The organism is Streptomyces sp. NRRL B-3229 (genome assembly GCF_000719505.1).
Lineage (GTDB): Bacteria > Actinomycetota > Actinomycetes > Streptomycetales > Streptomycetaceae > Streptomyces > Streptomyces griseorubiginosus.
Map to the genome: position 1 here is coordinate 65,316 of NZ_JOGP01000011.1, position 12,346 is coordinate 77,661.

Annotated in this window: 12 protein-coding genes; 1 reads left to right on the forward strand and 11 read right to left on the reverse strand. The window is 67.6% G+C overall.

Translation table 11 applies throughout. The annotated features are described in order from the left end of the window. Positions 1-118: 118 nt before the first annotated feature. Positions 119-1,942, forward strand: coding sequence for a glycoside hydrolase family 18 chitinase (locus tag IF54_RS0119335; RefSeq protein WP_030320292.1), 1,824 nt, complete (start codon positions 119-121; stop codon positions 1,940-1,942). Positions 1,943-2,251: 309 nt separating this feature from the next. Here the strand turns inward: IF54_RS0119335 and IF54_RS0119345 are convergent, their stop codons facing one another. The 11 genes from IF54_RS0119345 to IF54_RS0119395 form a co-directional block, all read right to left on the reverse strand. Beyond that, on the reverse strand, positions 2,252-2,698 hold the full coding sequence (locus tag IF54_RS0119345; protein WP_028809448.1) for a DUF2550 domain-containing protein: 447 nt from the start codon (positions 2,696-2,698) through the stop codon (positions 2,252-2,254). A 144-nt stretch (positions 2,699-2,842) separates the two neighbouring features. After that, positions 2,843-3,217: a F0F1 ATP synthase subunit epsilon gene (locus IF54_RS0119350; RefSeq protein ID WP_007384727.1), complete on the reverse strand. Its 375-nt coding sequence runs from the start codon at positions 3,215-3,217 to the stop codon at positions 2,843-2,845. Between the two features lie 133 nt (positions 3,218-3,350). After that, positions 3,351-4,787, reverse strand: a complete 1,437-nt coding sequence (gene atpD, locus IF54_RS0119355) for a F0F1 ATP synthase subunit beta (RefSeq protein WP_030320294.1) — start codon at positions 4,785-4,787, stop codon at positions 3,351-3,353. Further along, positions 4,787-5,704, reverse strand: coding sequence for a F0F1 ATP synthase subunit gamma (locus IF54_RS0119360; protein WP_030320296.1), 918 nt, complete (start codon positions 5,702-5,704; stop codon positions 4,787-4,789). The genes atpD and IF54_RS0119360 overlap by 1 nt, the downstream gene beginning before the upstream one ends. A gap of 21 nt (positions 5,705-5,725) precedes the next feature. Continuing rightward, positions 5,726-7,315 carry a F0F1 ATP synthase subunit alpha gene (gene atpA / locus IF54_RS0119365; RefSeq protein ID WP_030320297.1) on the reverse strand — a complete coding sequence of 530 codons (1,590 nt, stop codon included), beginning with the start codon at positions 7,313-7,315 and terminating at the stop codon, positions 5,726-5,728. A gap of 125 nt (positions 7,316-7,440) precedes the next feature. Beyond that, complete coding sequence (locus tag IF54_RS0119370) at positions 7,441-8,256, reverse strand: F0F1 ATP synthase subunit delta (protein ID WP_030320298.1); 816 nt, start codon at positions 8,254-8,256, stop codon at positions 7,441-7,443. Then, positions 8,253-8,804: a F0F1 ATP synthase subunit B gene (locus IF54_RS0119375; RefSeq protein WP_030320299.1), complete on the reverse strand. Its 552-nt coding sequence runs from the start codon at positions 8,802-8,804 to the stop codon at positions 8,253-8,255. The genes IF54_RS0119370 and IF54_RS0119375 overlap by 4 nt, the downstream gene beginning before the upstream one ends. A 42-nt stretch (positions 8,805-8,846) precedes the next feature. After that, complete coding sequence (locus IF54_RS0119380) at positions 8,847-9,077, reverse strand: ATP synthase subunit C (protein WP_020136565.1); 231 nt, start codon at positions 9,075-9,077, stop codon at positions 8,847-8,849. 77 nt (positions 9,078-9,154) lie between these two features. Beyond that, a complete protein-coding gene (atpB, locus tag IF54_RS0119385; protein ID WP_020136566.1) occupies positions 9,155-9,994 on the reverse strand; it encodes a F0F1 ATP synthase subunit A in 840 nt (279 codons plus the stop codon). Between the two features lie 210 nt (positions 9,995-10,204). Then, positions 10,205-10,636, reverse strand: coding sequence for a hypothetical protein (locus IF54_RS0119390; RefSeq protein ID WP_030320302.1), 432 nt, complete (start codon positions 10,634-10,636; stop codon positions 10,205-10,207). 309 nt (positions 10,637-10,945) lie between these two features. After that, complete coding sequence (locus IF54_RS0119395; RefSeq protein ID WP_030320304.1) at positions 10,946-12,253, reverse strand: MraY family glycosyltransferase; 1,308 nt, start codon at positions 12,251-12,253, stop codon at positions 10,946-10,948. Positions 12,254-12,346 lie beyond the last annotated feature (93 nt).

Genomic DNA, 12,346 nt, shown 5'->3' on the forward strand with positions numbered 1-12,346 from the left:
CGTATACAAGAGTGGTCCAGACCTATTGACCTGTGGTCCAGACCTTTCTATTCTCACGGCACCGTGGGCGTGAAGGCTCAGTCACGCCCTCCCGTGAATTCAGACAGGGAGGCGCACGATGCGCTTCAGACACAGAGCCGCGGCCGGGTTCGCGACGCTGTTGCTCCCCTTCGCCGGCCTGGTCGGTCTTGCGAGCCCCGCCCAGGCCGCGACCTCCGCCACCGCGACCTACGCCAAGACCCAGGACTGGGGCAGCGGCTTCGAAGGCAAGTGGACGGTGAAGAACACCGGTACCACCAGCCTCAGTTCCTGGACCGTCGAGTGGGACTTCCCCTCCGGCACCTCCGTCACCTCCGCCTGGGACGCCGACGTCACCTCCGCCGGCACCCACTGGACCGCCAGGAACAAGTCCTGGAACGGCACCCTTGCCCCCGGCGCCTCCGTCTCCTTCGGCTTCAACGGCGCCGGCAGCGGCTCCCCCGCCAACTGCAAGCTCAACGGCGGCAGTTGCGACGGCGGCTCCACTCCGGGGGACGCGGCCCCGTCCGCGCCCGGCACCCCCACCGCCTCCGACATCACCAACACCTCGGTGAAGCTGGCCTGGAGCGCCGCCACCGACGACAAGGGCATCAAGAACTACGACGTGCTGCGCGACGGCGCCAAGGTGGCCACCGTGACGACGACGTCGTACACGGACAGCGGCCTCACCGCCGGCACCGACTACTCGTACACCGTGCAGGCCCGCGACACCGCCGATCAGACCGGCCCGGTCAGCGGCGCCCGAGCGGTGCACACCACCGGCGGCACCACCGACCCGCCGCCCACCGGTGACAAGGTCAAGCTGGGCTACTTCACCGAGTGGGGCGTCTACGGCCGCAACTACCACGTGAAGAACCTGGTGACCTCGGGCTCCGCGTCGAAGATCACCCACATCAACTACGCGTTCGGCAACGTCAAGAACGGTCAGTGCACCGTCGACGACACCTACGCCGCCTACGACAAGGCGTACACCGCCGACCAGTCCGTCTCCGGCACCGCCGACACCTGGGACCAGCCGCTGCGCGGCAACTTCAACCAGCTGCGCGAGCTCAAGGCCAAGTACCCGAACATCAAGGTGCTCTACTCCTTCGGCGGCTGGACCTACTCCGGCGGCTTCGCGCAGGCCGCGGCCAACGCGGCCGCGTTCGCCAAGTCCTGCAAGGCGGTCGTGGAGGACCCGCGGTGGGCGGACGTCTTCGACGGCATCGACATCGACTGGGAGTACCCGAACGCCTGCGGTCTGACCTGTGACACCTCGGGCGCCGCGGCCTTCAAGAACCTGATGTCCGCACTGCGCACCGAGTTCGGCTCGAACTACCTGATCACCGCGGCGATCACGGCGGACGGCTCCAACGGCGGCAAGATCGACGCGGCCGACTACGGCGGCGCCTCCCAGTACGTCGACTGGTACAACGTGATGACGTACGACTACTTCGGCGCCTTCAACGCGCAGGGCCCGACCGCCCCGCACTCGCCGCTCACCTCGTACGCCGGAATCCCGCAGGCGGGCTTCAACTCCGCCGACGCGATCGCCAAGCTGAAGTCGAAGGGCGTCACCTCGAAGAAGCTGCTGCTCGGCATCGGTTTCTACGGCCGTGGCTGGACCGGCGTCACCCAGTCCGCCCCCGGCGGCACCGCGACCGGCGCGGCACCCGGCACCTACGAGGCGGGCATCGAGGACTACAAGGTCCTCAAGAACTCCTGCCCCGCCACCGGCACCGTAGCGGGCACGGCATACGCCTACTGCGGCAGCAACTGGTGGTCCTACGACACCCCCGCGACGATCGCCGGCAAGATGACCTGGGCCAAGAACCAGGGCCTGGGCGGCGCGTTCTTCTGGGAGTTCAGCGGCGACACGAGCAACGGTGAGCTGGTGACCGCCATCAACAACGGCCTGAGCTGACACCTGACACCAGATCGAGGGCGCGCGGCCTGTGCCGCGCGCCCTCGGCGTACTCCCCCTAGGGCCGTTCGGCCCCCGTCGAAGGACCATCAGCGGCCGAAAGGCGGCGGCCGAGCGGGAACAATCGGTATCTCGACCGCAAGCGGAATGACTCATTCGGGGGGATGAATGAAGCGCACGCGCAGGAACAGGCAGAATGCCGGCACCCCGTCGGCGAGGCCCGGCAGGGGGCACGTGGGGATGTTCACGGGGACGACGGTCGCGGCTCTGCTGACCGTGCTGCCCGTGACCGTCACCGTCACGCTCGACTCAGGCCACGTTGACACGCTGACCGGGGGGAGCTGCCTCCAGCCAGGCCAGGAAGCCGGTCAACGCGTCCTCGCTCATGGCTAGTTCGAGACGCGTACCGCGGTGGACGCAGGTCAGGATGACGGCGTCGGAGAGCAGCGCCAGCTCCTCCTCACCTTCGGGCAGCCGGCGGCCCGCCACCTCGATCGCGGCGCGTTCCAGGACGCGGCGCGGACGGTAGGCGTAGGAGAAGACGCGGTACCACTCGACGCGGTCGCCGTTGTAGCGGGCCACGCCGTAGCTCCAGCCCTTGCCGCTGGTGTCGGTCTTCTCCGGGACGTCCCAGCGCAGCGAACAGTCGAAGGTGCCGCCGGAGCGCTGGATGAGCCTGCGGCGCAGGCCGAAGACGAACAGCCCCAGCACCACCAGGGCCACGACGATTCCGCACACAGTCAGAGCGAGGACCATCGACACCGACCTCCTCGTCTCCTAGGTACCTTCGAAATAGGTAACGGAACGGAAAAAACATCCAGATCTGCCTCAGCCGCGGCCGGCTCCGGATCGCTCCGGTGCCGGCCGCGGCTGAGTGACGTCATACGGCTCCGCGCTGGTTCAGCGCGCGGTCGCCGCGCGCAGTCGTACGTCCGCGCGACGCTCGGCGGCGGCGTCGCCCTCCGCCTTCGCGCGCTCCAGCTCCCGCTCCGCGCGCTGGACGTCGATCTCGTCCGACAGCTCGGCGATCTCGGCCAGCAGCGACAGCTTGTTGTCGGCGAACGAGATGAATCCGCCGTGCACCGCTGCGACGACCGTCCCGCCGTCACTGGTGCGGATGGTCACCGGGCCCGACTCCAGCACACCGAGCAGCGGCTGGTGACCGGGCATGACGCCGATGTCGCCGGACGTGGTGCGCGCGACGACCAGGGTGGCCTCGCCGGACCAGACCTCTCGGTCGGCCGCGACCAGCGCGACGTGCAGCTCAGCAGCCAAGGTGGCTCCTCGGGTCACCACCCGGCGGTTGTGCCGGGTGTTGGTTACAAGTCTAGTAGGCAGAAAAGAGGGGGCGGGACGTGCCCCGCCCCCTCAGGCGTGAACCACAGGGTTCACATCGAACTCAGTGAGTTCAGGAGACGCCCAGCTCCTTGGCGTTGGCCTTGAGGTCCTCCAGGCCACCGCACATGAAGAACGCCTGCTCCGGGAAGTGGTCGAACTCGCCGTCGCAGATCGCGTTGAACGCGGCGATCGACTCGTCCAGCGGCACGTCCGAACCGTCGACGCCGGTGAACTGCTTGGCGACGTGGGTGTTCTGGGACAGGAAGCGCTCGACGCGGCGGGCACGCTGGACGACCAGCTTGTCCTCCTCGCTGAGCTCGTCGATGCCGAGGATCGCGATGATGTCCTGGAGGTCCTTGTACTTCTGAAGGATCCCCTTGACGCGCATCGCGGTCTCGTAGTGGTCCGCGGCGATGTACCGCGGGTCCAGGATCCGGGACGTGGAGTCCAGCGGGTCCACGGCCGGGTAGATGCCCTTCTCGGAGATCGGACGGGACAGAACCGTCGTCGCGTCGAGGTGGGCGAAGGTGGTGGCCGGGGCCGGGTCGGTCAGGTCGTCCGCGGGGACGTAGATCGCCTGCATCGAGGTGATCGAGTGACCACGGGTCGAGGTGATGCGCTCCTGGAGGAGACCCATCTCGTCGGCCAGGTTCGGCTGGTAGCCCACCGCGGAGGGCATACGGCCGAGCAGGGTCGACACCTCGGAACCGGCCTGGGTGAAGCGGAAGATGTTGTCGATGAAGAACAGCACGTCCTGCTTCTGCACATCGCGGAAGTACTCCGCCATGGTCAGACCGGCCAGGGCCACGCGCAGACGGGTGCCCGGGGGCTCGTCCATCTGACCGAAGACGAGCGCGGTCTTGTCGATGACGCCGGAGTCCGACATCTCCTCGATGAGGTCGTTGCCCTCACGGGTGCGCTCACCGACACCGGCGAACACGGAGACACCGTCGTGGTTGTTGGCGACGCGGTAGATCATCTCCTGGATGAGCACCGTCTTGCCGACGCCTGCACCACCGAACAGACCGATCTTTCCACCCTTGACGTACGGGGTGAGAAGGTCGATGACCTTGACGCCGGTCTCGAACATCTCGGTCTTCGACTCGAGCTCGTCGAAGTTCGGGGCCTTGCGGTGGATGCCCCAGCGCTCGCCCGTGTACTGCTCGTCGACGTTCAGCACCTCACCGAGGGTGTTGAACACCTTGCCCTTGGTGAAGTCGCCGACCGGCACCGTGATGGAGGCGCCGGTGTCGGTCACCGGGGCCTGGCGGACCAGACCGTCGGTGGGCTGCATCGAGATGGTGCGGACCAGGCCGTCACCCAGGTGCTGGGCGACCTCCAGGGTCAGCGTCTTCTTCGCGCCGTCCTGGGCCGGGTCGGCCACCTCGACGTGCAGAGCGTTGTAGATCTCCGGCATCGCGTCGACGGGGAACTCCACGTCGACGACCGGGCCGATGACCCGGGCGACGCGGCCCGTGGCCGTCGCGGTCTCAACAGTGGTGGTCATTAGCGGTCACTCCCCGCGGTCGCGTCGGCCAGGGCTGCGGAGCCACCGACGATCTCGCTGATTTCCTGGGTGATTTCGGCCTGGCGGGCCGCGTTGGCAAGTCGGGAGAGCGTGGTGATGAGCTCTCCCGCGTTGTCGGTCGCCGACTTCATCGCGCGCCGTGTGGCGGCGTGCTTGGAAGCGGCCGACTGGAGGAGCGCGTTGTAGATACGGCTCTCCACGTAGCGCGGCAGCAGGGCGTCGAGGACGTCCTCCGCCGAGGGCTCGAAGTCGTACAGCGGGAGGATCTCGCCCTTGGGGGCGGCCTCCTTGGCGACCTCTTCGAGGCTGAGCGGCAGCAGACGGTCGTCGAGCGCCGTCTGCGTCATCATCGAGACGAACTCGGTGAAGACGATGTGGAGTTCGTCCACGCCGCCCTCGGCCGTGTCCTTCTCGATGGCCTCGATCAGCGGAGCCGCGACCTTCTTGGCGTCCGCGTACGTGGGCTCGTCGGTGAAGCCGCTCCACGACTCCGCGATCTTGCGCTCACGGAAGTTGAAGTGCGCGACACCGCGGCGGCCGACGATGTAGATGTCGACCTCCTGGCCCTCGCGCTCCAGCCGCTCGGTGAGCCGCTCCGCCTGCTTGATGGCGTTGGAGTTGAAGGCGCCCGCGAGACCGCGGTCGCTCGTCAGGAGCAGCACCGCGGACCGCGTGACCGTCTCGGCCTTCGTGGTCAGCGGGTGCCTGGTGTTCGAGCCGGTACCGACCGCCGTGACCGCGCGGGTGAGCTCGGTCGCGTAGGGCGCGGAGGCCGCCACCTTGCGCTGCGCCTTGATGACGCGCGAGGCGGCGATCATCTCCATCGCCTTGGTGATCTTCTTGGTCGCGGTGACGGATCGGATGCGACGCTTGTAGACCCGGAGCTGGGCTCCCATGAGTCAGGTCCCTTCCTTACGTCACTTGGCGGCGGCCGGGGCGTCCTCGCCGAGAAGCTTGCCGTCCGAGGTCTCGAACTGCTTCTTGAAGTCGGCGATCGCGTCGGCAACAGCGGTGAGGGTGTCGTCCGACATCTTGCCGCCCTCCTTGATGGAGGTCATGAGGCCCTGCTCCTTGCGGTGCAGGTACTCGAGCAGCTCCTTCTCGAAGCGGCGGATGTCGTTGACCGGGACGTCGTCCATCTTGCCGGTGGTGCCGGCCCAGACGGAGACGACCTGGTCCTCGGTCGCCATCGGCTGGTACTGGGCCTGCTTCAGCAGCTCGACCATGCGCTGGCCGCGCTCCAGCTGCGCCTTCGACGCGGCGTCCAGGTCGGAACCGAAGGCGGCGAACGCCTCCAGCTCACGGAACTGGGCGAGGTCCACGCGCAGACGACCCGAGACCTGCTTCATCGCCTTGTGCTGCGCGGAACCACCGACTCGGGAGACGGAGATACCGACGTTCAGCGCGGGGCGCTGACCGGCGTTGAAGAGGTCCGACTCCAGGAAGCACTGGCCGTCGGTGATGGAGATGACGTTGGTCGGGATGAACGCCGAGACGTCGTTGGCCTTGGTCTCGACGATCGGCAGACCGGTCATCGAGCCCTTGCCCATGTCGTCGGAGAGCTTCGCGCAGCGCTCCAGCAGACGGGAGTGCAGGTAGAAGACGTCACCCGGGTAGGCCTCGCGGCCCGGCGGGCGGCGCAGCAGCAGGGACACGGCACGGTAGGCGTCGGCCTGCTTGGAGAGGTCGTCGAAGATGATGAGGACGTGCTTGCCCTCGTACATCCACTGCTGACCGATGGCCGAACCGGTGTACGGCGCCAGGTACTTGAAGCCGGCCGGGTCGGACGCCGGGGCGGCGACGATGGTCGTGTACTCCAGCGCGCCGGCCTCTTCGAGGGCACCGCGCACGGAGGCGATGGTGGAGCCCTTCTGACCGATGGCGACGTAGATGCAGCGGACCTGCTTGTTCACGTCGCCCGAGCGCCAGTTGTCGCGCTGGTTGATGATCGTGTCGACGGCCAGGGCGGTCTTGCCGGTCTGGCGGTCACCGATGATCAGCTGACGCTGGCCACGGCCGATCGGGGTCATCGCGTCGACGGCCTTGTAGCCGGTCTCCATCGGCTCGTGCACCGACTTGCGCTGCATGACCGTGGGGGCCTGAAGTTCCAGCGCGCGGCGGCCGGACGTCTCGATCTCGCCGAGGCCGTCGATCGGGTTGCCGAGCGGGTCGACGACACGGCCGAGGTAGCCCTCGCCGACGGCCACGGAGAGGACCTCACCGGTACGGGAGACCGGCTGACCCTCCTCGATGCCGCTGAACTCACCGAGGATGACGCAACCGATCTCGCGCTCTTCCAGGTTGAGCGCGAGGCCGAGGGTGCCGTCCTCGAACTTCAGCAGTTCGTTGGCCATGGCCGAGGGAAGGCCCTCGACCTTCGCGATGCCGTCGCCGGCAAGGGTGACCGTACCGACCTCCTCGCGCGAGGCCGCGTCCGGCTTGTACGACTGGACGAAGTTCTCCAGCGCGTCCCGGATCTCCTCCGGCCGGATCGTGAGCTCCGCCATCTGGGTTCCCTGCTCTCCTTGTTGGGCCCGAAGTTTCACTTTGGGGGTCTGGGGGCGACCCCCAGGATTCTTCATGTACGGCCCAACCAGGGCCGTCGTCCGTACGTACTGCTTTGAAGTTGCTGCTAGCCCGCCACGCGGCGGCCGGCGTCCTCGATGCGGTCCGCGATGGAGCCGTTGATGACCTCGTCACCGACCTGCACCCGGATCCCGCCGAGGACCTCGGGGTCCACGTCGAGGTTGAGGTGCATCTGGCGGCCGTAGAGCTTGGCCAGGGCACCGCCCAGGCGCTGCTTCTGCCGGTCGCTCAGCGGAACCGCCGAGGTGACGATGGCCACCATGCGGTCCCGGCGCTCGGCGGCGAGCTTGGACAGGGACTCCAGTCCCGACTCCAGGCTACGTCCCCGGGGCGCGGCCACAAGGCGCGTCACCAGACGCTCGGTCGTCGCATCGGCACGGCCGCCGAGCAGGCTGCCGAGCAGCTCGCGCTTGGCCGAGGCCGTCGCGGAGCGGTTGGTCAGTGCGGCGCGCAGCTCGGTGTTCGAGGTGACGATCCGGCCGAACCGGAACAGCTCGTCCTCGACGTTGTCGAGCGTGCCCCGCCGCTGCGCGGCGGTGAGGTCGGCGATGTCCGCCAGCTCCTCCAGCGCGTCCACCAGGTCGCGCGACTGCGACCAGCGGGAGCGCACCATGCCGGCGACGAGGTCCGCGGCGGCGCCGCCGACCTGCCTACCGATCAGACGCTGGGCCAGTTCGGCCTTGGCCTCGCCGGCCTGCGCCGGGTCGGTCAGGACCCGACGCAGCGACACCTCGCGGTCGAGCAGCGCGGTGACGGCGGCCAGCTCGTCGGCGAGCGAGCCGGCGTCCACGGACGTGTTGTCCGTCAGCGCGTCGAGACGCTCGCGTGCGGCTGCCAGGGCCTCGCGGCTCGCTCCGTTCATCGCGCCGCCTCGGCCTTCTCCTCGAGGTCGTCGAGGAAGCGGTCGATCACGCGGCTCTGCCGGGCGTGGTCCTCGAGGGACTCGCCGACCAGCTTGCCGGCCAGGTCGGTGGCGAGCTTGCCCACGTCCTGGCGCAGCGCGGAGGACGCGGCCTTGCGGTCCGCCTCGATCTGCGCGTGACCGGCGGCGACGATCTCCTCGCGCTGCCGCTGGCCTTCCGCGCGCATCTCGGCGATGAGCGTGGCGCCCTGCTCCTGAGCCTCCTGGCGCAGGCGCGCGGCCTCGTGGCGGGCCTCGGCGAGCTGTGCCTTGTACTGCTCAAGGACGCTCTGGGCCTCGGTCTGCGCGGCCTCGGCCTTCTCGATACCGCCCTCGATGGCCTCGCGACGCTCTTCCAGAACCTTGTTGATGGTCGGGAGGAGCTTCTTGGCGAGGAAGCCGAAGACGATGACGAAGGCGATCAGGCCGATGACGAGCTCCGGCCACGGCGGAATGAGGGGATTCTCCTTCTCCGCCTCGGCCGCCAGCTGAACCAGTGCGTGGTTCACATCAGTGCCTTTCGTCGAATGGGGCTGTCGTCGTGGTTCGTCTTAGTAGACGAACGGCATGACGAGGCCGATGAGGGCCAGCGCCTCACAGAACGCGAAGCCGAGGATCTGGTTACCGCGGATGAGGCCGGCCGCCTCGGGCTGGCGGGCGAGGGCCTGGGTGCCGTTGCCGAAGATGATGCCGACGCCGACGCCCGGGCCGATCGCGGCGAGGCCGTAACCGATGGAGCCGAGGTTGCCGTCGACCGCAGCGAGGGTCTGGAGAGCGGACATGCCGGTTCTTCCTTCTCTTTCAGTGACCGGTGGGGGTTGGCCACCGGATGTCTCTGGGGGTGTGGCGGGGGCGGTGCTCAGTGGTGCTCGGCGAGCGCGCCCTGGATGTAGGTGCAGGTCAGGAGGACGAAGACGTACGCCTGCACTGCCTGGATGAAGAGCTCGAAGGCCGTCATCACGATGACCATCACGAACGAGACGCCGGAGTAGGCGATGCCGATGCCGTTCAGCATGTACCAGCTGGCGATCGTGAAGAGCAGCAGCAGGGTGTGACCGGCGAACATGTTCGCGAAGAGTCGCACCGCGTGCGTGAACGGGCGGACCAGCAGGTTCGAGAAGAACTCGATGACCATGGCCAGCGGGAGCACCGCGCCGAGCGACTTGTCGTAGCCCGTCACGTTCTTGAAGAACCCGACGAACCCGTGCCGCTTGAAGGTCAGCGAGACCCAGGTGATGTAGACGATCGCGGCGAGGACGGCCGGGTAGGCGATGATCGAGGTCACCGGGAAGGAGGCGACCGGGATGATCGACCACAGGTTCAGCATCCAGATGAAGAAGAACAGCGAGACGGCGAGCGGTACGTACTTCTCGCCCTCCTTCTTGCCGATCGTCTCGTAGACGACACCGCGGCGGACGAAGTCGTAACCGGCCTCGGCGATCATCTGGAGCTTGCCGGGGACCATCTTCGGGCGGGCGAACGCGGCCCAGAAGAAGCCCACGACGATGACCGAGCCGAGCAGGGCCAGCAGCATCGGCTTGTTGAAGTAGAAGCCGTTGCCGTCGGCGTCGCCCCACAGGGGCTCGAACATGAACGAGTGCAGGCCCGGAGCCGGGAAGCCGCACCCGTCGAACAGGTGACAGCTCGTGTCGAAAGCGAGCGTCTGCGTCGGGTCAGCACTCACCGCGGGCTCCTTCATCGTGGCGCATAGGTACGGCAACCTCGTTGTGTCGGCGCGGCGGTAGGCCGCAGTTCGGCACGGGACTGGTGTAACGGATGTGGGGGCGGCCGGGGGGCATCGAGCCTCGCGTTCGAGCAGGCGTCAGCTCGGATGCCCGCGCCCGCGATGCCGCAGTTGGCACCGGACGATAGCAGGGTCTCTCAGTCGCATTTATCCCGGCCCTACCTCTCACGACGAGTGCCCGGATTTTTCGGGCTTGGTGCCCGAATCGGGTTCGACGTAGAGGATCTTGGACTTCATGTGGGCGCGAGTCTGTGCGGCGATCCAGGTAAGAGTGCCGACGACGAGCGTGAGAGCGAAAGCCTTCGGGTGGAACAGCGTGGTGTTCTTGAACGCGGCCAGGAAGACGAACAGCAGCAGGATCTGAGCCGCGTAGAGCATCAGGCCCATCGCCTGGAAGAGGTGCGGAAGCGATTTGGCAGTGCGCTGAAGGACGTAGAGGCCGATTCCCATGAAGAGGATGACGACCAGCGTCGCCACACCCGCCCCGATCGCACCCTTGCCACCGGCGACCACACCACTGACGACGGCGGCGACAGCGCCGACGGCAGCCGTGGGCACGGCGGCCTGAGCCAGGATCCGGACGTCGTTGGACGGCATGGCGGCAACTCCGCTTTCAAAGGGGGGCAGGGTGTCGTCATGGACGAGCGTAGTCCCGGGCTGAGAGTGACCCTCACGCCAAGGGACCGTCGCACTACGGTCCTTCGGCTCCGTCCCGGGTTCTCGTGAACCGTATCACAAACTATTTGATGCGGTCTTTACCTAGAAGGTGTGCCAGCTGTCACACATGAGAGTGAAAGCGCACGTCCGTGCAGAAACACGGTCGAGTTGTCTGGTATAAGGGCGGTTTGTCACCCTGGAGGACTCCCACGCGTTGGCAATGCTTTAGTCAGATTCTTACCTTGGGCGTCAGCGCGACGACTCGGCCTTACGCCTCTCCGGCACCCGGGAGCGGGCCCCCAGAGCGGTCGCGCCATTGACACCCGCCACCCCGACGGCCACCGGGGTGCGCTGCTCCACCTCCACGGGCTCCGCGACCACGGGACGCCTGCGCCGGCGGTAGCGCGGCGGCACGAAGGCCTGGGCCCACATCGGGGCGCGCGGCGTGAACCGCGGCAGCAGGAGCAGCACCAGGCCGATCGCGCTGAGGAACACCACACCGAGCACGATCCACATGGACGCGGAGTTCACGGAGTAGGCGAGCGAGCCGAACGCGATCAGCGCCGACCAGAAGTACATGATCCACACCGCCCGGCTGTGCGAGTGGCCGATCTCCAGGAGCCGGTGGTGCAGATGGCCGCGGTCGGCGGCGAACGGCGACTGACCGCGCCAGGTGCGGCGCACGATCGCCGAGATCAGGTCGGCGGCCGGCACCGCGATGATCGTCAGGGGCAGCAGCAGCGGGATGTAGACCGGGACCGTCTGGTGCACGGCCGCCTTCTCGGACCCCGCGAACAGCTTCAGGGCGTCCGGGTCGATCTGCCCGGTGATGGAGATCGCGCCGGCGGCCAGCACCAGGCCGATCAGCATCGAGCCGGAGTCACCCATGAAGATCCGCGCCGGGTGCATGTTGTGCGGCAGGAAGCCCAGGCACATGCCCATCAGGATCGCCGAGAACAGCGTCGCCGGGGCGGCCGCCTCGATGCCGTACGAGTACCAGATGCGGTAGGCGTACAGGAAGAACGCGCCGGCGGCGATGCAGACCATGCCGGAGGCGAGGCCGTCTAGGCCGTCGACGAAGTTCACCGCGTTGATGGTGATGACGACCAGAGCGACCGTCAGCAGGGTGCCCTGCCACTGGGTCAGCGCGACCGAGCCGACACCCGGGACGGGCAGCCACAGGATCGTCAGACCCTGCATGACCATCACACCGGCGGCGATCATCTGGCCGCCGAGCTTGATCAGGGCGTCGATCTCGAACTTGTCGTCCAGCACACCGATCAGCCAGATCAGCGCGGCCCCGCTGAGCAGCGCCCGGGGCTCGTTCGACTTGGCGAACACCTCGTTGAGGTTGGTGAGGTGGTCCGCGACCAGCAGGCCCGCGCACAGTCCGAAGAACATGGCGATACCGCCGAGTCTCGGAGTCGGTTCCCGGTGCACGTCACGGGCCCTGATCTCCGGCATCGCTCCGGCCACGATCGCGAACTTCCGTACCGGCCCTGTCAGCAGATACGTCACCGCGGCCGTGATGCAGAGCGTCAGCAGGTATTCACGCACGGGCTTCCCCACAGGTCTCGCTGGCCATCTCAGCACCACACCCTAGCGACGGACGCATATGGTTGTGGACTTCCGGGTAGCGACGATGGTTGC

Coding starts and splice junctions, on each gene's coding strand:
- IF54_RS0119380 (WP_020136565.1), bottom strand. CDS start 9,077: ATGTCCGCTCTCCAGACCCTCGCTGCGGTCGACGGCAACCTCGGCTCC.
- atpA (WP_030320297.1), bottom strand. CDS start 7,315: ATGGCGGAGCTCACGATCCGGCCGGAGGAGATCCGGGACGCGCTGGAG.
- IF54_RS0119370 (WP_030320298.1), bottom strand. CDS start 8,256: ATGAACGGAGCGAGCCGCGAGGCCCTGGCAGCCGCACGCGAGCGTCTC.
- IF54_RS0119345 (WP_028809448.1), bottom strand. CDS start 2,698: ATGGTCCTCGCTCTGACTGTGTGCGGAATCGTCGTGGCCCTGGTGGTG.
- IF54_RS0119390 (WP_030320302.1), bottom strand. CDS start 10,636: ATGCCGTCCAACGACGTCCGGATCCTGGCTCAGGCCGCCGTGCCCACG.
- atpB (WP_020136566.1), bottom strand. CDS start 9,994: ATGAAGGAGCCCGCGGTGAGTGCTGACCCGACGCAGACGCTCGCTTTC.
- atpD (WP_030320294.1), bottom strand. CDS start 4,787: ATGACCACCACTGTTGAGACCGCGACGGCCACGGGCCGCGTCGCCCGG.
- IF54_RS0119360 (WP_030320296.1), bottom strand. CDS start 5,704: ATGGGAGCCCAGCTCCGGGTCTACAAGCGTCGCATCCGATCCGTCACC.
- IF54_RS0119335 (WP_030320292.1), top strand. CDS start 119: ATGCGCTTCAGACACAGAGCCGCGGCCGGGTTCGCGACGCTGTTGCTC.